The 20844-nt window shown below is 41.1% G+C and carries 18 protein-coding genes; 15 read left to right on the top strand and 3 right to left on the bottom strand.

Features of this window, described 5'->3' with window-relative positions; all coding sequences use genetic code 11:
* The first annotated feature begins 551 nt into the window (after positions 1–551).
* The gene (gene hpf, locus C9J48_RS09020) at positions 552–908 is read left to right on the top strand and encodes a ribosome hibernation-promoting factor, HPF/YfiA family (RefSeq protein ID WP_006228526.1); all 357 of its coding nucleotides are present in this window, start codon (positions 552–554) and stop codon (positions 906–908) included.
* 142 nt (positions 909–1050) lie between these two features.
* Here the strand turns inward: hpf and C9J48_RS09015 are convergent, their stop codons facing one another.
* Entirely contained in the window at positions 1051–1500 is a 450-nt protein-coding gene (locus C9J48_RS09015; RefSeq protein ID WP_006228527.1) for an Lrp/AsnC family transcriptional regulator, read from the bottom strand.
* A gap of 178 nt (positions 1501–1678) precedes the next feature.
* On the opposite strand from C9J48_RS09015, the gene C9J48_RS09010 reads away from it, so the two are divergent.
* From C9J48_RS09010 to C9J48_RS08955, 12 genes are all read left to right on the top strand, one after another.
* Positions 1679–2596, top strand: coding sequence for a DMT family transporter (locus C9J48_RS09010; RefSeq protein ID WP_006228528.1), 918 nt, complete (start codon positions 1679–1681; stop codon positions 2594–2596).
* Between the two features lie 301 nt (positions 2597–2897).
* Positions 2898–4259, top strand: a complete 1362-nt coding sequence (locus tag C9J48_RS09005) for an ABC transporter substrate-binding protein (protein WP_207383082.1) — start codon at positions 2898–2900, stop codon at positions 4257–4259.
* A 72-nt stretch (positions 4260–4331) separates the two neighbouring features.
* Positions 4332–5642: a carbohydrate ABC transporter permease gene (locus tag C9J48_RS09000; RefSeq protein WP_006228530.1), complete on the top strand. Its 1311-nt coding sequence runs from the start codon at positions 4332–4334 to the stop codon at positions 5640–5642.
* A gap of 8 nt (positions 5643–5650) precedes the next feature.
* Complete coding sequence (locus C9J48_RS08995; protein ID WP_006228531.1) at positions 5651–6475, top strand: carbohydrate ABC transporter permease; 825 nt, start codon at positions 5651–5653, stop codon at positions 6473–6475.
* Positions 6475–7557: an ABC transporter ATP-binding protein gene (locus tag C9J48_RS08990; protein ID WP_006228532.1), complete on the top strand. Its 1083-nt coding sequence runs from the start codon at positions 6475–6477 to the stop codon at positions 7555–7557. The genes C9J48_RS08995 and C9J48_RS08990 overlap by 1 nt, the downstream gene beginning before the upstream one ends.
* A complete protein-coding gene (locus C9J48_RS08985; RefSeq protein ID WP_006228533.1) occupies positions 7523–9013 on the top strand; it encodes a glycerophosphodiester phosphodiesterase family protein in 1491 nt (496 codons plus the stop codon). The genes C9J48_RS08990 and C9J48_RS08985 overlap by 35 nt, the downstream gene beginning before the upstream one ends.
* Positions 9010–10014: a LacI family DNA-binding transcriptional regulator gene (locus tag C9J48_RS08980; RefSeq protein ID WP_006228534.1), complete on the top strand. Its 1005-nt coding sequence runs from the start codon at positions 9010–9012 to the stop codon at positions 10012–10014. The genes C9J48_RS08985 and C9J48_RS08980 overlap by 4 nt, the downstream gene beginning before the upstream one ends.
* Positions 10015–10033: 19 nt before the next feature.
* Positions 10034–10801 carry an inositol monophosphatase family protein gene (locus tag C9J48_RS08975; protein ID WP_006228535.1) on the top strand — a complete coding sequence of 256 codons (768 nt, stop codon included), beginning with the start codon at positions 10034–10036 and terminating at the stop codon, positions 10799–10801.
* A gap of 147 nt (positions 10802–10948) precedes the next feature.
* Entirely contained in the window at positions 10949–12217 is a 1269-nt protein-coding gene (gluP, locus tag C9J48_RS08970) for a glucose/galactose MFS transporter (protein WP_006228536.1), read from the top strand.
* A 144-nt stretch (positions 12218–12361) separates the two neighbouring features.
* Positions 12362–13996: a sensor histidine kinase gene (locus tag C9J48_RS08965; RefSeq protein WP_036802803.1), complete on the top strand. Its 1635-nt coding sequence runs from the start codon at positions 12362–12364 to the stop codon at positions 13994–13996.
* A 10-nt stretch (positions 13997–14006) separates the two neighbouring features.
* Complete coding sequence (locus tag C9J48_RS08960) at positions 14007–14729, top strand: LytR/AlgR family response regulator transcription factor (protein WP_036802420.1); 723 nt, start codon at positions 14007–14009, stop codon at positions 14727–14729.
* 159 nt (positions 14730–14888) lie between these two features.
* Positions 14889–16103 (top strand): OFA family MFS transporter, encoded by a 1215-nt coding sequence (locus C9J48_RS08955; protein WP_036802423.1) that lies wholly within the window; start codon positions 14889–14891, stop codon positions 16101–16103.
* Positions 16104–16192: 89 nt separating this feature from the next.
* On the opposite strand, the gene aguA is transcribed toward C9J48_RS08955, so the two are convergent.
* Together aguA and C9J48_RS08945 are read right to left on the bottom strand one after the other, a co-directional pair.
* Positions 16193–17284: an agmatine deiminase gene (aguA, locus tag C9J48_RS08950; protein WP_006228540.1), complete on the bottom strand. Its 1092-nt coding sequence runs from the start codon at positions 17282–17284 to the stop codon at positions 16193–16195.
* Between the two features lie 33 nt (positions 17285–17317).
* Positions 17318–18736 carry an APC family permease gene (locus C9J48_RS08945; protein WP_006228541.1) on the bottom strand — a complete coding sequence of 473 codons (1419 nt, stop codon included), beginning with the start codon at positions 18734–18736 and terminating at the stop codon, positions 17318–17320.
* A 289-nt stretch (positions 18737–19025) separates the two neighbouring features.
* Between C9J48_RS08945 and arcC the strand changes: the two genes are divergently transcribed.
* Both arcC and C9J48_RS08935 read left to right on the top strand, forming a co-directional pair.
* Complete coding sequence (gene arcC, locus C9J48_RS08940) at positions 19026–19940, top strand: carbamate kinase (protein ID WP_006228542.1); 915 nt, start codon at positions 19026–19028, stop codon at positions 19938–19940.
* A gap of 90 nt (positions 19941–20030) precedes the next feature.
* Positions 20031–20654: a TetR/AcrR family transcriptional regulator gene (locus tag C9J48_RS08935; RefSeq protein ID WP_006228543.1), complete on the top strand. Its 624-nt coding sequence runs from the start codon at positions 20031–20033 to the stop codon at positions 20652–20654.
* Positions 20655–20844: the final 190 nt, after the last annotated feature.

Below are 20844 nucleotides of genomic sequence, written 5' to 3'. Positions count from 1 at the left end.
TAGAAACTTTGACTTAGACAGTGTTTTTTTGAAGCAAATAATCGCTCAAACGAATTTTCGTAGTTTTTACAACCAGAATGATAATCAATGTTACAAGTAAGATAAACAACTCTACGCATATCATATCGTTAATTATAGAATGGAATATTAAGCCCTTTCCTTCGCGTGATATCGAAAGAATAACGTAGGTTTCTACCAACGATTAAAGCCACTAGAACATTACTTTTCAATAATTCATTAGCACAAAGAAACATTAGATAAAAAAATCGAACCAATTATAGCAATCACCTGTCTAAACAAAGTATTCATACAAAAGACAGTGATGATTTAATCTTTTGTTAATCAATAAGTTAAATGCAACCTGAACAACGTGCCATAAGGAAATCATGCACGTTATCAACGTGTTAGACGTGAAAAGTTCACCTTGATTACTGCGGTCATTTTACCAGCAATCTCGATCAACTCGTCATTTTTGACCGTTTGTGTTCGTAAATAACATTCATTTTGCTATAACTTAATTACAGGCTAACAAGTAAGAGAGAAGTGACTTTATGAAAATAAACATTCAAAATCACCATGTATCATTAGGTGATGAGACAAGAACAGACATTGAAAGTAAATTCAGCAAAATCGTCTCTCATTTCCCAGATCTAGTAAGCTCAGACATTATTATCACGAAAGAACATAACCAACACCGCGTAGAAGTATTTACTAATTATGAGGGTGTACGAGTTTCAGCGAAAGCAACAGAAAGCGTCATGTACCCAGCAATTTCTGCGGCCTTGAAAAAGCTAGAAACAGGCTTACATAACCGAAAAGGTCAATTGAAAGCAGACCTACATTCAAAGCCAACTAGCACAAAACCTGAAATTGCTTCAGATATCATCCAAGAGATGAAACTAGTTTAATCACTCACAGATTGATTAATAAATGGTTGTAAGTTCGATCTCACACGAGATTGGACTTACATAAAGTAGAAAGACATACAGCTAACTACCCTTCCCTACATATGTATCACCTCTCCTCAAAAATAATACTTTTACCTCATATTCATAATGGCAATGGTGTTCCCGATTTAACCGGTCTAATCGCTAAATTAGTATTAATGTCTTTTACCATACTTAATGTTTGTAGCTTGCGCATAAACGATTCGTAATGGGTCAAATCTTTACTCACTACTTCCAGCAAATAATCGTATGACCCAGAAATCACATGGCAACTGATCACTTCTGACATGCAATTCACCGCACTTTCAAATTCACTAATGGCTTGGTCGCGATGGTTACTTAGGCTTACATTGACAAAAAATGTCATCATCAAACCCAATTTTTGCCGATCCAGTTTTACTTGGTAACCCGAAATAATCCCGTCTGATTCCAATTTTTTAATTCTACGAGCACAAGGAGATGTCGATAGCCCGACACTCTCGGCAATATCAGCCGTTGTTTTGCGAACATCACTCTGAAGTTCCGCTAATATTTGCTTATCTTTCTTATCCACCAGCTTATCCCTTTTCCAGTTTTGATAAAAATAGCTAGTTTACCCTTCAATCTTAGAAAATATCACCAATATTGAGAAATAATCAACACTACTTTGCCAACATTACCCTGTCGTTGTTACCGATAATAAAGTACTGCACATGCTGTGCTACCAGTTATCGATAAAAGAATGGTGAGACATGGAAATCCAGAAAAGAAAAGAGTTCGGCTTTGGCCTAATGGCAATGGGAGTAACATTGCTCATTTGGGCGAGTTTTTTCATCTCACTACGTGCATCTAGCCAATCTTCACTCACTGTTGGGGATATTGCATTATTACGCTTCTTACCCGCCGCATTAGTGTTTGGCTGGTTGGCCTTCCCCAAAGCAGCAAAGATTAAACACGCCCCCAAACGCTACCTGTTTGCTATTGCTTTTGGTGCTGGCTTACCTTTTTTATTACTGGCCGCTAATGGATTACGTTATGCCCCCGTTGCTGATGGTGCATCGTTGATCCCTGGTATCTTGCCCTTGTTCGTAACGTCTATTGCAGCTATTTGCTATCGGGAACGTATTTCTTCAATGCGAAAAGCCGGCATTATGCTGATATTTCTTGGTATTTGCCTGTTTCTAGCAACCTCTCTATTAAGTGGAAGCGATCAAATCGCCACGGGGCATGCATTGCTTTTAATGGCGAGCTTCAGTTGGGCGTGGTTTACTATTGCGATGCGAGTATCGGGCTTAACCCCTATTGAAGGCGGGGCGGTATTATCACTCTCGGCATGTATCTGCTTACCTGTTTTGTACTTATTGGGTTTCGTTGATTTTAACTTACTGAATGCACCAAGCAGTGAGATTGCTTTTCATTTTATTATCCAAGGTATTGCTGCCGGGCTTATTGCGAACTTCACTTTTGGCTATGCTATTTCACGTTTAGGCGCTGAAATGAGTGCCGCACTAGGATCATTTACCCCTGTGTTAGCCGCTTTAATTGCCGTGCCTATGTTTGCTGAGTCACTGAATATGAATACCATTTTGGCAATGATGCTGATTGTTCTAGGGGCTATTTCAGCCAGTGAGATAATTACAACCAAGAAGGTCGCAATAAAAGTGGGTTAATTAACGTTATCTCTTACATATTAAATTAACGTCAAAGCTCGCGTATTCGGCCTGATATCTCTGGCTCTATCACATACTCGCGATAGAGCTGATTCTCGACTTTATCATCACAAAAAAACAAACCACTCCTACCCGCTTAAATTCTGAGTTGAATACCAGTTACGTTATATCCGCATTATTTCTATCACCAATTCGTAACACCAAGTTCACTCCACTGTCATTTAGTTTATCAATAATGTTCAGCATTAAAGTATGTACACGTGTTCACACTTGTTTTGTTTACCTCTTTTGGAGATACCTAGTGATAAATTCAGGAACCAAGAAACGCGCATTGAAACATGGATTATTATGCCTATCACTGTCATATGCAGGCCTGGCTACAGCTGCTAATTACGAAATTTCTGTTGTTGCAGGCGGTGCGGGTCCAAACGACCATTACCGTACCGATGCAATTGAAATGGCGGCAGACATTTTGATGAAAGAGGCAGATGCAGCAGGTGAAGAGTTAAGCATCACCGTAAAAAAACGTAACTATTCCGACTGGGATAGCTTCAAACAAGCCGTCACTCTTGCTTCTGAATCTGGTAGTGCTCCCGATATTGTTGTTACAAGCCATACCGACATTGCACCTTGGGCGCAATCTGGATTAATCACCCCAGTTGAAGATTATATTGATCTTGATTCTTGGCCATTAAATGGTTTGTATCCAAACCTCATTCAGATTTCATCTTTCAATGGCATGGTTTACGGCATACCTCAAGATTCTGAAGCCCGTCCTTTCTTTGCTTGGAAAAAACACCTTAAAGCTCTTGGCTATGATGAAAGTGCAATAGAGGTAATGCCTGATCGTATCGAATCCGGAGAATATACACTTTACAACATGCTCGACGACGCAAAAAAAGCCCAAGATCTTGGTTTAGTTGAAAAAGGTTACGGTTTCTATCCTCGAGTCACTAATGGTCCTGATTTTTGGCAATTTTATACCAGCTTTGGTGGCAAGCTTGAAGACCCTGAAACAGGGCGCTTGATCTTAGATAAAACAGCACTAGAAAAAACCTATCAATTCTTTATTGATGCCGTAGAAAAAGGTGTTACCAGACGCAACCACCTCGGTACCCCATGGGATCAGTGGTATGCCGAAGTTGCCAATGGTAAAGCCGCTTTCTGGCACGGTGGAACATGGCACTACTCACGTTACACAGAAGCTGAAGGCCTTGATGATTTCTTTGGCAATATTCAATTTAGCTTAATTCCCAAAGGAGCTGAAAACGGCAAAGCCAACACATTAACGCAACCTTTAGTTTATCTGCTCACAAATCAAGACAATGAAGACAAAATGGATGTAGCTGCCAAGCTAATCAAAATTGCTTCAGAGCCACGAATCAATACGTTACATGCGATTAAGTCATCACATTTAGGTATTAACCCTGAACAAATGAATATTAGCCTTTACAGCAATGACCGCTGGTCAGTAGAAGCTACTAAGCGCTTACTTCCTCACGCTAACTCTATGCCAAATAATGCCGATTTTGGCTCTTTCTGGAATATCTATTGGAAAGGCCTTGAAGCATCTTGGACAGGTCAGAAAACAGCAAAACAAGCTGTTGCCGATGCTGAAACAGAAATCCGCGGCACACTTGCGGGTAACGTAATAGTTTTATAAGACAACGGGTTATTTGATTTATCACTCACCCCGTTCGACTAACTAGAGAGCGGGGTATCTGAGAGAACCACCATGAATAGTTCAAAAACCTTAGGTCCGGTAATGATGGCACCGACTTTAGTCTTCGTGCTGCTTTTTTTCTTATTACCTGTTGTTATGACCGCTGTATTCTCATTCACAAATATGAGTACAGCTACAGGAATAAGCAACGGAACCTACCAAATTACACCGTCTTCACTTCGCCGCCTAAGCGATGAATTTGCGATGCCAGCCATTGCTAACCAACTTAAAGAAAGCCGGTACACTGTTGATAAGTTAGGTCTTGATGCACTTCATCATAAAGATGTCGATAATCGCTTTATCAACCAAGTAGAGAATAATTTATTAGGTGAAAATTTTAAAAGCCGCAGAGAACTTTCTCGCTCGCTAAAAAACTTAGGTCATAGCCCACGTAGTACTAGGGAAATTAATACTCTGGCTGACTCATTTCAACGATCTGTTGGCACAACGCGTTACTCTGATAGTGCAGCCATGCTACAGGCTGTCACCAATGCTGGTATTGAACTAGATGCGACTCAGCAAAACGCCTTAATCAAAGCATCTTATACTGGCTGGGTATGGACGACAGAAAACTACAGACGCATGGAGTCACTGCCTGATACACAAACAGCGCTATCAAACACACTGATTTATGTATTCACAACCTTGACACTATTCAATATTGGTTTCGCTTTGGTCTTAGCTCTTGCTACCCATTACATGCCAAAACGTACAGCGGGATTCTACCGCGCCGTGTGGTTATTGCCACGTATCACGCCGCCAGTTTTGTATGTACTGCTCTGGAAATGGTTAGCATGGGATACCGGCTTTATTTCCAACCTACTCAGCACCTTTGGTGTTCCCGCGAAAAACTGGATGCTAGATACACCAACTCATGCATGGACATTTATTGTTCTAATCAATGGTTTTGTTGGAGCATCGATGGGGATGTTGGTGTTGTCATCGGCAATTAACGCTATCCCCAAAAGCCACTTTTGGGCAAGTGAAGTCGATGGGGCAAACCGATGGCAACAAATTCGCCACATTATTTTACCCCAGCTTCGTTGGCCAATTTTATTCATGACCTGTTACCAAACCCTCTCTTTATTGGCCTCGTTTGATTACATTTTACTTGCTACTGGCGGTGGACCTGGCGGTACAACGGAAGTTTGGGCATTAAGGGCATACAACACGGCATTAAGTAACTATGCCGGTAACCTGCAATATGGCTATGGTGCGGCACTTGCCATGGTACTTGTGGGGATAGGCCTGATTATGTCTATTGTTTATCTGAAATTATTTGGCTTCAAGAAAATGGTCGCCAAACCACGTATTGAGATTTAGAGGGAACCATGTCTGATACTCGCACTAGCCGGAAGTCGGTCGTTGCTCTGGGGATATTAAGCGCCCCATTACTATTGATGTATCTATACCTCGTCATTGATACATTTTCCAATACGGCCCAAGGCGCTCTTTTACCTTATGAGTTTACGCTAGAACACTGGCGATTCTTGTGGGAAGACTTACCCGGAAAACCAAACATTTGGGGAGTCACGTTCAATACATTGATATTTTCAGTGGTATCGACCCTACTAACGTTAACCATTGCATCAACTTCTGCGTATGCCTTATCGCGTTTAAATATCCCGATGAGAAGTTTCTTTCTTGGCAGCGTGATGGTTTTACATTCATTCCCAACCGTAACATTACTGATTGCTATCTTTTTGATCCTTCAGTATGTCGGGCTCTACGATACCTTAATAGGAGTCATATTAGTAAAAGCGTCGCTGGAACTTCCATTTGGTATTTGGATATTAAAAGGTTTCTACGATTCAGTGCCATGGGAATTAGAAATGGCGGCCATGCAAGATGGTGCAAGTCGTTTTATGGTGTGGCGGAAAATCGTATTACCGCAAGTAGGTTCCGCTCTAACGGCTCTTGGTATTTTCTCTTTTCTTGCTAGCTGGAGTGAATTCATTCTGCCACAGGTATTGGCACCAGGTAATGATGCCCAGGTACTCTCAGTATACCTTGCGGGCTTAATTGCCGATGACAACAATTTTGATATGGCAATGTTTAAATCGGTAGGGCTGTTCTATGTCTTACCTGTAATTATTTTATTCATCATTTTCCAAAAACAGCTGATGAATATGTACGGCGGAGGCAATAAAGGCTAATGGGTATTCAAATTAATAACTTCACCAAAATGTTCGGTGACACCAAAGTAATCGATAATATGAACCTGCACATTGGTTCTGGCGAAATGATTGCCCTGCTTGGCCCTTCTGGTTGTGGAAAATCAACGACTCTATTTGCAATTAGTGGTATCCACAAAATTAATGAAGGCGACATTTTATTTGCCGGTAAAAATGTGACAAACCAACCGCCACAAAAACGTAATGTCGGCGTGATTTTTCAATCTTATGCACTATATCCTCATATGACAGTGGAAGAGAATATTGCATTCCCGCTGATGATCCGTAAAGAAAGTAAAGCCGAAATAAAACGCAAAGTTTTAGAAATGGCCAAGATGGTTCGTATTGACAACTTGCTACACCGAAAGCCAGCAGAGCTTTCCGGAGGTCAGCAGCAGCGAGTCTCTTTAGCCCGCGCCATTGTACGTAAACCTGACGTATTACTACTTGATGAGCCGCTCGCAAACCTTGATGCCAAACTACGTTTAGAAATGCGTTCTGAGATTCGTCGTATTCAACAAGAAACAGGGATTACCGCAGTATTGGTTACTCACGACCAAGTAGAGGCCATGAGTATGTGTGACCGTATCGCCCTAATGCATGATGGGAAAATAGTTCAAGTCGATACCCCCATAGAAATGTACAACAACCCCGTAAATGATTTTGTTGCTAGCTTTCTAGGTAATCCACCTATTTCATTTATTGAAGGACAATTAACATCACAGCACTTCATCAACAATAACGACGATATTTCACTCCCCCTTCCAACTTACAGCGACGATTATGACAATGTCAAAATTGGGCTTCGTCCAGAAAACATTCAACTAGTTCGCCGTTCACATAACAAAGCCACTGTATGTTTCATTGAAAACCAAGGTCGTGAAAATTTATATGACCTTAAATTAGCAGGCGGAAAAATCATTCGTACCATCCAGCCTGTACGTGATGATTTAAAACTGGGGGATGAAGTAAATTGGGTTATTCAACCACAACACATTCTCGTCTTTAATAACAATGGAGATCGCCTATATGCTTCGCAAACAACGTTTAGAAAAGCTAGTTGATCGTGCTCGCTTTCAGCCTCTTTGTATTGCTCATCGAGGCGCGAGCGGTCATAAGTTAGAAAATACATTAGAAGCCTTCTCGTATGCCGCCAAACTAAACGCCGACATGTGGGAGATTGATGTAAGGTTAACGGCTGATGGTGTTTGTGTTGTAAGCCATGACGACAACCTACTCCATACTGCGGGAATTAATGTCGATATCTCTGCGATTAACTATCAAGAGCTACAGACATACACTCTCAACAATGGCGAAACAGTACCCACTTTTCAGGTTGTGCTTGATTTAGCAATTACCACAAATTGCGGTTTATATATTGAACTCAAAGGCGAAGGTGCGGGGATTGAAATACTCAAAATTTTAGCCTCGACAGATTATGACAACATAGCAATAGGCTCTTTCGTGCCAGAATGGGTAGCCGAACTGGAGCATGCAAAAAGTCCGTACCCGTTATCTGTACTTGTTCGAGTAGGAGATGACCCATTTAAGCTAGCCCGAAAAGCCAAAGCAGATATGATCCATTTATGCTGGGAACGCGCTTCTGATACTCCTCATAAATTATTAACAGAAGAGCTATTAGCAACAGCCAAACAGCATTCATTACCCATTATTATTTGGCATGAAGAACGCTCGACAGAAATTCAGAAATTAATGGCAATGCCAGTCATAGGTATTTGCAGTGATTTACCCGAACTAATTTCTGGGTATCACCCTGATAAGCGAAATCCAATTGAATTAGTTTTACATCGTGGCGCTAACAATGTTGCACCTGAAAATACCCTTGCAAGCACAGAAATTGGTTATCGCATGGGCGCTAGTGTTATCGAGCTCGATATCAATACCAGTGCCGATAATCAGCTGATGGTAATACATGATACGACGGCCGATCGTACCACAAACCTAGTAGGCCCCATTAGCCAGCTAACCGCAAACCAGCTTTTGCAGTGTGATGCTAGTAGCTGGTTCGATCCGAGCTTTAGCCAACAAAATGTTTGCTTATTCAGCGATTTTTTACACATAGCAACCCAATTCGACCAGTCACTATATGTGGAACTAAAAGAAGCCAATATCGATCAAGTATTAGCTGAAGTAGTTAGCCATAATGCGCTTTCACGATGTTTTTTTTGGAGCTTTAATAATAGCTATATTAAAGATATTGAATCTCGTTATCCAACAGCGCAATTAATGAAGCGTCGTCAAGACTTTACAGATCTACAAAGTTTAATCACAGATGGTGCGCCTACCATCATTGAATATGATTATCTAATTGACGATCTCAGCGAGTTTAGTACTTGCCGTGATCATGGCATTAAAGTGATGCTACGTTATCCTGGGCACTGTTTGACTACAAGTGAAGAGCTTATTGCACTATACCCCGACATGGTCAATATCGACCATCCATTTGCATTCAGTAATGCGTACAAAGAGTGGCTTAAAAAGCAGGAATCAACACTGTGATTGCACCTAAAGTGAAACAGGTAACCTCTGTTGATGTAGCCAAAGCAGCAGGCGTATCACGTGCTGCAGTATCACGTACATTTTCGAATAATGGTTATGTTTCAGAAACCACTCGTAACAAAGTAATGGCTGCGGCAAAAGGGCTTGGATATCGCGTTAACTATCTGGCTCGAAGTCTTAACCGTCAACGTTCAGATCTTGTCGGCCTTGTAGTCACAGACATGGATAACCCATTTAGAAGCCAACAAGTGAATGATTTAAGTGATGCACTGCTCGCAAATAATTATCGACCATTATTAATTCCTACAGCAAAAGATCGCGACAGTTCTCAAATAATAGATATGTTGATGTGCTACAACGTATCTGGCGTGATCATCACGTCAGATACGCCACCAGAAGCCATTTTTCAAAACTGCATTGAGCACCATGTTCCTGTCGTTTTGATTAACAAGCTGGCTCAGCATGCAAAGGTCGATAGAATTATTTGCGATAACGAAAAAGGCGTTGCGTTGCTGATAAAAGAATTTGCAGCAAAAAAGTGTCAAAACATCGCGATCATTAGCTCTAAAAATTACTCCTATAGTATTCAACAACGAGAATCTTTCTTCTGTGAATATGCGGCATCAGAAAATATTAATATCGAAATATTGCGACCTGAAAAACACTGCTATCAAGGTGGCTTAACCGCAGCTCAATCCTTACTAAACAACCCGACATTGCCAGATGGGATCTTTTGTACCAATGATTATTTAGCCTTAGGTGTCATTGACGGTCTGAAAGAACACCTAGGAATTGAAAAAATCACCAATATTGCCATTGCAGGTTTTGATGACATGCCGCAATCCAGTTGGGTAAGTTATCAGCTTACAACGGTAAAGCAAACAACATCCATAATGGCAAAGCATGCAGTTCAACTCCTGCAAAACCGTATTGATAATCCAGAACAAGAAGCCCGAACCATTCAGCTTGATGTTGAGCTCGTTCGACGCAGCACTCTTTAATACACATTAAGAACAGCCCATGAACAATAAATTAAGACAAAAATATGCTTTTGCAAAATTACTCGCTAAAGAAGCTGGCACTCTTGCCCTTAACTTCCAAGCTCAACTTCAGCAAGGCAAATTAACCGTTAGCCAAAAAGGGCGCCAAGATTTTGTAAGTGAAGCAGATAAAGAAACAGAAAATTTCATTAAAAACTGTATTGCCACAACGTACCCTGAAGATGGCTTTTTAGGTGAAGAAACCGGGCAGGAGGAACATAAAAAAGGGCAAGGAGTATGGGTTGTTGACCCTATAGATGGAACAACAAATTACCTACGCCAGCACTCATTATGGTGCATATCGATAGCCTATATGATTGATGACAAACCCATCATTGGAGTCATTTATGATCCGACACATGACGAGCTTTTCTCTGCACTTGAGGGGAGTGGGGCTTGGCTAAATGAACAAGCCATGTATGTAAACCAAGGCATTCAAGACATAGTTAGTATCGTTAACGTTGGATATTCAGCAAAAATGCCCTTAGATGCCTATTTACAAACCATTACCCGGCTTCTCGATCATGGAATTGAACATCGCCGTCACGGCTCTGCCGCATTAGGGTTAGCACATGTAGCAGCAGGACGCTTCGATGGTTACCGAGAGGACTTCCTTAATACTTGGGATATCATGGCTGGTGTCATTATTCTACAAGAGTCAGGTGCTAATGTTGACATTGAACAACGCAAAAATGGGTATGCGATTCAAGCGAGTATTCCCGCAATAACAGCAATACTAAAAGGTTAACTTACCTCAACTACCGCCCTTCAGGATATTTTATACTTAACTTGAAGGGCTTATTTATATTTTTTATACCATCTTAATAAATGATCAGAGAGTAGCCTTGGGTGGTATTTAACCACTGATTAAGGCAACTTTAGCAGGTTTCATTGTATGTTTTCATTACTGACACCATCAACCAAACTAACGTTATGGTTAATAAGCCTTGTTCCTTTTATTTGGGGAATGCTAACGTCTATTACTAATTTATTAGTCCCTTATTTACAAGATGTCTACTCCCTAAGTTATACCCAGTCCATTTGGGTACAAGTTATCTTTTCATTGTCACCTTTGATCATCAGTTTACCAATGGCAGCAATCATTAACCGTACAGGCTACAAACCCGCACTTATTGGTGTGCTTTGCTTTGCAGTACTCGGCTGTATACTCGTTTTGCCAGCAGCATGGCACTACTCTTACCGCGTAACTTTAGTCGCTATCTTCATAGTCGCAATGTCTGTCGCAGCGATGCAAGTTGTCACCAACCCTATCGTGACATCGCTAGGGAGCGACAATACCATTTCAAACAGGATGACATTTGTATCATCTATCAATGCACTAGGAACAACCGTTGCGCCATGGCTTGCTGCTGCATATTTTTTTCCCGAAATAACTCAATCTCCGATAGAAAAAGCAAACAACCTTCAAATACCTTTTATCCTGTTAGCCACTTTCATTAGTATTGTCACAATTACCTTACTGGTAACTCGTTTCAATACACCACCAACAAAACGCACACAAACCTCCGCTGACGTTAATTCAACTAACCAAGTAAACAACGTCGATAATGCCACACTCAATCAGCGACACTACTGGTTAGGGGTAATAGCTATCTTTTGCTATACCGGTACAGAAGTCAGTATAGGTACTTATTTAGTCAGTTACTTGAACCAAGCTGGTAACCTGCCATTAAATACAGCAGGGCAATTAGTAACTTTCTATTGGGGAGGCGCAATGGCTGGACGCATAGCAGGTTGCCTGTTGTTTAGTAAAATAAATGCTCGGAAAGTACTATGTATTAATGCTGCTCTTTCTGGACTTATTATTTTAGGGGCTATCTTATTGCCAGGGCTCACAAGCGGCTACCTAATGATTGGTCTTGGATTATGTCACTCCATCATGTATCCAGTCATTTTTTCATTAGCGATTCGTCAATTAGGTGATCAAATAGCAAAAGCATCGAGTATTTTAATCATGGCGGGAGCTGGCGGGGCCATATTACCGTTAATCCAAGCACTGCTAGCTGACCAATTTTTTATTGCTAATACTTTTTTGCTCAGTTTTATCTGCTACGTTTTTATCTTATTTTATTCAGCCATCGGATATAAAAATAAAGATTCAATCGGCATGGGTTTCTTACGCAAGAACACGCAACCAGAATAGTCGTTCTTAAACACCATTTCAGCAAACTATCTTTTCAAGCCCCACAACTTGTGGGGTTAAAGACACGCCCCGTGTACAATAAAAGCGAAAAATCTCTTCTATCCGACAACACTAAGGCTTTTCTCTGTGTACACCGAACAATTTATGATGCTGCTAGCGGTATTTGAACGCGCAGCACTGATGCTAATGGCGCTGTTTTTCTTAACGCGTACCAACCTATTCCAGCATATTGTTATCAAAACCCAACGACACCCCGTTGAAACAGCGCTCATCTCTGCACTTTTCATTCTATTCGCTGTTTTTAGTACCTACACGGGCGTCAATGTTGATGGCTCACTCATTAATGTTCGTATTATTGCAGTCTTATCTGGTGGGATCATTTTTGGGCCTTGGGTGGGAATTCCCGCAGGTATTATTTCAGGCTTACACCGCTATCTTATCGACATGAACGGACCAACATCGGTAGCTTGTTTAATTTCCAGTACGATTGCGGGGCTATTAGCAACATGGATCCACTTTCGATGCCACAAAAAATCGTACGCAAAATGGGGAATTCTTGCTGGCATGTTCTGCGAAATCTTAACCATGATTTTAATTGTGAGCTTATCTGAAAATAAACAGTTGGCTTACACCATTGTGGAACATATTAGCGTACCTATGATCGCCGGGGCAGTATGCATTGGGCTCATTATTAAATTGGTTCAAGATTTAGATGAAGAAAAAGATTTAATCGCAGCTAAACAAGCAAAACTTGCCCTCGATATCGCTAACAAAACCTTACCCTACTTTCGAAATAATCATCGAGATTCACTGACGAAAGTATGTGGCATTATTCGCGAAGAAACCCATGCAGATGCCGTCGCTATTACTGATGTAAAAGATGTATTAGCTTATGTCGGTATAGGACAAGAAAATTACTTGGATGCGTACCATAAAATCAGTTTGATGACCCAACAAGCCGTCACTACTGGCGAGCAAATCATTAGTAATAATCTTAATGTGCATGGCTTTCATTCACTGTTAATTATTCCACTATGGGAAAATGGTGCCGTTAGCGGAACGTTAAAAATATTCTACCACCAGCCACACCGTATTCGGCCGTCATTACGTGAAATGACGATAGGCTTATCACAATTGATTTCTACTCAGATGGAAGTATCACGTCTTGAACAATTGAAAGCCATGACCAGCAAAGCTGAACTTTCTGCACTACAAAGCAAAATTAATCCGCACTTTTTATTCAATGCATTGAATGCCATTTCAACGTTAGTGCGTATTCACCCTGATAAAGCGCGTCAATTAATTGCTAATTTAGCGGATTTTCTGCGATATAACCTCGAACGTAATAATGACTTGATCGATATCCAAGAAGAGTTACAACAAGTAAGAGATTATGTCGCCATTGAGCAAGCCCGCTTTGGTGACAAGCTAGAAGTAACGTTCGATGTTGATGATGTGCATCCCACTATTCCCTGTTTATTGATTCAACCATTGGTAGAGAATGCGATTCAGCATGGTATTCAACCTTCTCGCCAGCCCGGTAAAGTGAATATTTCGGTAAAGCGGGATGCTGAACGATTCAAAATAACTATTCAAAACACAGGAATAGGGATTAGCCAAAATGCCATTGATAAGCTTTATAACGGCACGATGGAAAGCCACCATATTGGTTTAATGAATGTACATCAGCGGATTTCATTATTGTATGGCGAAGGTTTATACATCAAACGTCTTGAGCAAGGCACAGAAGTCGTATTTTACGTCAACGAATTGAAATAAAGGTCACACCATGTTGAAAGCCCTAATCGTAGAAGATGAATATTTAGCAAGGGAAGAGCTGACGTATTTAATTGAGCGCCATAGTAATATCCAAATTATCGCTACCTTTGAAGATGGTTTAGAGGCCTTTAAGTATCTCCAAACCCATAAGGTCGATATTGCTTTTTTAGACATTAATGTGCCATCGATCGATGGCATGTTGCTAGCACGTAACATTCATCAATTTTCTGAAAAACCGCATATTGTATTTACGACAGCCTATAAAGAATTTGCGGTCGATGCTTTTGAACTTGAAGCCTTTGATTACATACTAAAGCCACTGAACGAAAAGCGCATCATCGGGTTATTAGCCAAACTAGAAGCAACCCATCAATGCCACGTCGCCCCACCCGAAAAAGTCAGGGCTAAAACCATTAACTTGGTCAAAGACAACCGCATTTTTGTTACCGCAGTCGACGATATTTATTATGCAGTGGCCAATGAAAAAGTGACCAATGTATTTACTAAAGAAGGTGCTTTTATTGTCCCTTTCACTATGAGTGAATTAATCAATCGCTTACCTGAAAAAAATTTTTTCCGCACCCATCGTTCTTACTGTGTGAACATAGAAAAAATTCAAGAAATCATTCCTTGGATAAACTGTACCTACCAACTTAAAGTGCACGGTATCGGCAGTGAAATACCAGTGAGTCGTAGCAATATAAAAGCATTTCGTGAATTAATGAAATTGTAATTCATGCCGCTATATTGCACTTCATTCCGCACTTATTGCATTTCATTTTTTATTCATTTCTCCCTATTGTCATCTCCAACGTAGACCGTATTTTAGTAGCTTAACAAGGTGACAAACACTGTCGCCTTCATGCTTTTAAATTCGTTGGAGATTAACGTTATGGCGACTCAAATATCAAACCGAGATCGACTCTTTACGTTGTTTGGCACTATCATCACCCAATTTGCTTTAGGGTCGGTGTATACGTGGAGTCTATTTAACTCACAGCTAGCAGACAAGCTATCAGAGCCTGTTAGCCGTGTGGCTTTTTCTTTTGGTATTTTAAGTTTAGCGTTAGCCGTTGCATCATCGTTGTCAGGCAAACTGCAAGAACGCTTTGGTGTACGTAAAGTCACTATTTGCTCTGGACTATTATTAGGTGCAAGCTTATTGCTGACAGCCCATGCATCGAACCTGATTTTACTGTATATCTTCGCGGGGTTGTTAGTGGGCTTTGCCGACGGTACAGGCTACCTGATGACACTATCTAACTGTGTGAAGCTCTTTCCCGAGCGTAAAGGCTTGGTCTCTGCGTGTGCAATTGGCGCGTATGGTTTAGGTAGCCTTGGGTTTAAATACATCAACATGTACTTCCTAACAAACACTGGATTGGAAAACACGTTCAGCACTTGGGGAGTTATAGCCATGGTCATGGTTATCCTTGGCGGTCTAATGATGAAAGATGCCCCTAAACAAGAACAACAAAATACAGCAGAAACGCCGGTTCGTGATTACACCCTGGCAGAGGCAGTAAAATGCTCACAGTTTTGGATGCTAGCATTGGTCTTTCTAACTGTGTGCATGAGTGGTCTGTACGTTATTGGTGTCGCAAAAGATATCGGTGAGAGTTATGAGCACCTTCCTATGGCAATTGCAGCAACCTCAGTCGCTATCATTGCCATAGCAAACCTAAGTGGTCGTTTAGTGCTTGGCGTGCTTTCAGATAGCATTAGCCGTATTAAAGTCATCGCTATTGCACTCTTCATTTGCTTAATCGGTGTGTGTGCGCTACTTTTTGCGCACCAAAGTACAGTTAGTTTCTATTTTGCTGTCGCATGTATTGCATTTAGTTTTGGCGGCACAATTACTGTATTCCCATCATTGATCAGTGATTTCTTCGGCTTAAACAACCTAACGAAAAACTACGGCTTAATTTACCTTGGCTTTGGTATCGGCAGTATTGTTGGCTCTATTGTCGCCTCGCTCTTCGGTGGATTCGTAGCAACCTTCTACCTTATGTTGGCGCTATTGGTGATCTCGCTCATCATTGCGCTCACTATCAAGCTTCCTGGTTCACAGCAAGATAACCTTCCTGCCCAGCCAATTATGGCTTAGTCATTCACAGTAAGAAAACAAAAAGAGAGAGCCAATTGCTCTCTCTTTTTTATTCACTTTATCTTATCAACGACGAATAGCTTACTTTATTAAACCTTAGGGATTTGTTGGGTAATACAGTGAATATTTCCGCCACCCAATAATATTTCACGCGCATTCACACCCGTTACTTCATAGTTTGGATATAAATCAGCTAGCAGCATCGCGACGTCTTTATCATGTACTTCGTCCAATAACGGATAAATAACATGTTTATTTGAAATCAGGTAGTTTGCATAAGATCCTGCTAAACGCTCACCCGGTACTCGCTCCATCCCTTCTGATACATCAACACCATTCGCTTCATCTTCTGAAATATACAGTGGGCCCGGCATCGGTAGTTTATGAATTTTAATCTGGCGACCTTTGGCATCAGTCTCGGTTAATAATACGTCCATCGCTTTTCGTGAAATAATATACTGAGGATCCGTTTCATCATCACACCATGTCAGTGCAATTTCACCTGGGCGTACAACGTGAATCAAGTTATCAACGTGACCGTTAGTCTCATCGTTATACAAGCCTTGGGGAATCCATATTACCTTCTCAATAGAGAGGTTTGCTTTCAGTACATCTTCAATCTCTTCCCGAGTTAAATCGGGATTACGGCTTGGGTGAAGCAAGCATTCTTCAGTGGTGTATAACGTTCCTTCACCATCCACATGAATAGAGCCACCTTCTAGTACGATAGGAGCACGATAACTATCATCGCCTAACGTTTCACACACTTTTCGTGCGACTGCGTCGTCTTTATCCCATGGGAAATAGAGCCCATCAACCAATCCGCCCCACGCATTAAAGTGCCAATCAACACCGCGTCGTTCACCATGATCATTCACCACATACGAAGGACCAATATCGCGCATCCAAGAATCATCGGTACTCATTTCTAGTACCTGAATATAACTTGGCAATACTACGCGGGCATTTTCAAACTGCTCGGCACTCACTACCATAGTAACCGGTGTTGTTTTCGCAATGGCTTTGGCAACTTCTACAAATGTTGCTTGTGCTGGTTTTGCGCCATAACGCCAATTATCGGTACGCTCTGGCCATGCCATCCATATAGCAGATTGAGGTTCGTGCTCTGCTGGCATTCTAAATCCATCTTGCTTTGGGTTTGTGCTTAATTGTTTAGTCATGATATTCACCTTTATAATTTATATATACCATCGCTATGCAGTATGTTCTTGGTAATCTTGTGATTTATTGGCTTGTTTTTTCTTCGCTATAGCCAGCTTCAATAAATATTCACCAATCGCAATAGTCAGCAACACACCAATTAATACAGGCGCGCTATAGGTCCAATTAACGGAGAGCGAAATCAAATCAGGGAAAATAAACAATACAACAGCCTGCGCAATAGTAAGGAAACACACTGTGCTTAATAACCACTGCACCCCCATACCACCAGGTACACGGAAAGGACGCTCACATTGACTATCACTAATACGTAACTTCAAATACGACGGGAACATGAATAAATAAGGTAAAAGGAAAATACAGCTTGAGAATGCAAACACTGACCAGAATAATTCATCACTGCTTTGGGCAAAGATGGCATACGCTAAGATAACTGCAGTCGAGAGTGCACCGGTAATATTATTAGCACCGATAGGGGTATCATGCTTTTCAGACATCTTACCTACGACATCAGGCAGTTCGCCTTCACTTGCGGCTTCTGCTGCTGCTCGGCTTGCGCCCATTGTCCATGTCACCATGTTACCAATGAAGGTCAGCAGTGCCATTGTGCCGATAATGTAGACCATCATCTGACCAAAATCACCGTCACCAAACAGTTTACGTAACGTATCGATAATACCAGCAACTAAACCAATATCTTGAACAGGCAATGCCATCAAAATACCAACAGTACCAAACACATAAAGAAAGGCTGTAATTATTGCGGCAAGGAAAATGGCTTTGGGCATGTCACGTACATCTTTCATTTCTTTAGTCATGGTAGCGACAAGCTCGAAGCCCATCAAGTTAAACACCAATGCAGGCAGAAAGGCGACCCCAGTATCTAAGCTTGGCATCATGGCGGAAAAGCTAAATTCATTCGCAACACCATGTTTAGCGGCGTAAATAAAACCACCGAAACCCAATACAGAAATAACCGCTATTTTCAGTATTGCACCAATATTTGTAACCCATACACCCACATCGACCGATACATTACAAATCCAGATCGTTAACCATGTTAGTACAATACAAATAACAACTTGCCAGAATAAAGATAAGCCAGGGAAAAATAATTCAGAAAACATACCCGCAAACATAATATAAACAGCAGGCATCCATAACCCGACATTTATCCAGTAAAACCATGTTGTTCTTACTGCCCATTTATAACCAAAGGCTTTTTTTACCCAATCATAAATCCCCCCTTCACCGGGGTAGGTTGTACTTAATTCAGAGGTAATTAATCCATAAGGAATAACAAAAACAACCAGTGTTAAAATCCACCAGCCAATAGAGCTCACCCCAATCGATGCTGAAGCCGTTAATGTATCGACAACAATAACGGCGCATAAACTAAAGAGAGCCAGACTTGTGACCCCCATCTTTCCTGTCGATGCTTGCGTGTCCATAATCCATCTCCATGGTTATTCAAACGTATAATATTTATTTTTATTGCTAAGACTTCTCACGTGTTGGTTATTATCTAAACAGACCACGCAGCATTGTTTCGTTATTAGAATCACTTATCGACGAGTTCACCTTTAATGATGATAAAGGCGTGACCTGAAATTCAGATATGGCTACTCAATCCCTCTTATTCGATAAAATTGATTCTGATCAAGTGAATAAGATGCCATTAAGGGATACTTTTTATGCCAACCAATATTGTTAGATAAATCATTAAACAGGGAGAGTGGCATGAAAAAGAACAAACCAATCATTGTTGTTGCTGTAGGTGGAAATGCTTTATTGCAACGTGGTGAGCTAATGAGCTACGACAATCAATTCAATAATATTGCCGTCGCAACACAAGCATTAGCGAAGTTGAGTGAGGAATATCAAGTCGTTATCGTGCATGGAAACGGCCCTCAGGTTGGATTATTAGCCCTACAAAATTTAGCTTACTCTGATGCTCCTCCCTACCCGTTGGATGTGCTTGGCGCTGAAACACAAGGCATGATCGGCTACATGATGGCACAAGGATTAAAGCGATCTGCCCCCAACGGAAAATTCACCACGCTATTAACGCAAGTAATTGTCGATGAGAATGACGCTGCTTTTGCAGAACCAAATAAATTTATCGGCCCAGTGTATGACCAACAAACAGCGGAAGATAAAGCACAACAATTTGGTTGGACAATAAAGCCAGATGGGCAGTACTGGCGCCGCGTTGTTCCATCCCCCAAACCGCAACATATACTTGAACTTGATAGCATTCGTACTTTATTAGCGGCAGATCATACCGTTATATGCTGCGGTGGCGGTGGTTGCCCAGTGATTAAAACGTCAAATGGTTACGATGGTATCGAAGCCGTTATTGATAAAGACCTTTCAGCAGCGATGCTGGCAAAAGAGCTTGGTGCACAGCACTTTTTGATCTTAACGGATGGTGACAATGTGTGTGTTGATTGGGGGACACCAACTGAAAAGCCTCTTCAACATGTAACCGTTAAAGAACTGAACCAATACACCTTTGCAGCTGGTTCTATGGCACCCAAAGTCGATGCTTGCTGTGAATTTGCCTTAGAGACGTTAGGCACAGGCCATATCGGCTCATTACATAAGGCATACGAAATAATGATGGATCAATCTGGCACACACATTCGAGCTTAATGGCCGTTACCTAAAAAAAGCGCAAGCACAATATAAGAATAATAGTGGCTCAAATAATCTGGATATGTACAAAAAAAATAAGAGGTCGAGATGAAAAAGGAATCAACAGATCAAAGGCTTAAAAGGATTCATAAAGCTATCACTCATCTCGTCGCTCATCGTGACGTCAACTCAATCTCTATTTATGATGTCGCTAAAGAAGCCGCGATTGCAGCATCTACCGTTTACCATCATTACCCTAATATTGAAGCGTTAATATACGAATTGATGGAAGATATTTTCGTTGATTTCACAAACGTCTTACAGGACTCTATCATCGCTGAAAGAATCCATCATTGGAGTGACATCAACCGGATGATTGAGCAAGGGTTTGTCAGTTACTACAGCGAGAACCCGCTTGTTCAGCGCATTTTACTTGGGCAGCACATATACGCTTCTATCCGCCATGCTGATGCACAAAATGACCTATTACTGGCCGAACATGTCGAAGCAATTTATCGTCAATATTTCGTATTGCCAGAGCTGCCTACCAATGTGAATATTTTTGCCATAGCTTTGCAAGTAGCCGATAAAGTTTACTCAATGAACTACCGAGAAAATGGCAGTATTCCACCAGAGATGGCACGTGAAGCGATCACGTTAACAGAAGCCTACTTAGGCACTTACCTTCCTAAAAATTTACCAAGAAAACCAATTGAAATAACCACACACTAAGTCAACTTTTAGCCTGGCAAAAAACGTTTATAACTACGGTTATAAGCGTTTTTCTGCTGCTTGGCATTTATTATCCATAACCATTAATAAAAATAGGTCTTTTATAATTCAAAATATTTAGACAGCGCTATTTAAACATCAGAATCAATTATCGACTATTAATCGCCAAGCAAATAATTATTTGTGATTT

Source organism: Photobacterium profundum, assembly GCF_003026285.1.
GTDB classification, from domain to species: Bacteria; Pseudomonadota; Gammaproteobacteria; order Enterobacterales; family Vibrionaceae; genus Photobacterium; species Photobacterium profundum.
This window is presented reverse-complemented; position numbering and strand designations above follow the sequence as displayed.

Excerpts from the sequence above, each read along its gene's own strand:
- hpf (WP_006228526.1), top strand. The coding sequence starts at position 552 with ATGAAAATAAACATTCAAAATCACCATGTATCATTAGGTGATGAGACA.
- C9J48_RS09010 (WP_006228528.1), top strand. The coding sequence starts at position 1,679 with ATGGAAATCCAGAAAAGAAAAGAGTTCGGCTTTGGCCTAATGGCAATG.
- C9J48_RS09000 (WP_006228530.1), top strand. The coding sequence starts at position 4,332 with ATGAATAGTTCAAAAACCTTAGGTCCGGTAATGATGGCACCGACTTTA.
- C9J48_RS08995 (WP_006228531.1), top strand. The coding sequence starts at position 5,651 with ATGTCTGATACTCGCACTAGCCGGAAGTCGGTCGTTGCTCTGGGGATA.
- C9J48_RS08990 (WP_006228532.1), top strand. The coding sequence starts at position 6,475 with ATGGGTATTCAAATTAATAACTTCACCAAAATGTTCGGTGACACCAAA.
- C9J48_RS08985 (WP_006228533.1), top strand. The coding sequence starts at position 7,523 with ATGCTTCGCAAACAACGTTTAGAAAAGCTAGTTGATCGTGCTCGCTTT.
- C9J48_RS08975 (WP_006228535.1), top strand. The coding sequence starts at position 10,034 with ATGAACAATAAATTAAGACAAAAATATGCTTTTGCAAAATTACTCGCT.
- gluP (WP_006228536.1), top strand. The coding sequence starts at position 10,949 with ATGTTTTCATTACTGACACCATCAACCAAACTAACGTTATGGTTAATA.
- C9J48_RS08965 (WP_036802803.1), top strand. The coding sequence starts at position 12,362 with ATGATGCTGCTAGCGGTATTTGAACGCGCAGCACTGATGCTAATGGCG.
- C9J48_RS08960 (WP_036802420.1), top strand. The coding sequence starts at position 14,007 with ATGTTGAAAGCCCTAATCGTAGAAGATGAATATTTAGCAAGGGAAGAG.
- C9J48_RS08955 (WP_036802423.1), top strand. The coding sequence starts at position 14,889 with ATGGCGACTCAAATATCAAACCGAGATCGACTCTTTACGTTGTTTGGC.
- aguA (WP_006228540.1), bottom strand. The coding sequence starts at position 17,284 with ATGACTAAACAATTAAGCACAAACCCAAAGCAAGATGGATTTAGAATG.
- C9J48_RS08945 (WP_006228541.1), bottom strand. The coding sequence starts at position 18,736 with ATGGACACGCAAGCATCGACAGGAAAGATGGGGGTCACAAGTCTGGCT.
- arcC (WP_006228542.1), top strand. The coding sequence starts at position 19,026 with ATGAAAAAGAACAAACCAATCATTGTTGTTGCTGTAGGTGGAAATGCT.
- C9J48_RS08935 (WP_006228543.1), top strand. The coding sequence starts at position 20,031 with ATGAAAAAGGAATCAACAGATCAAAGGCTTAAAAGGATTCATAAAGCT.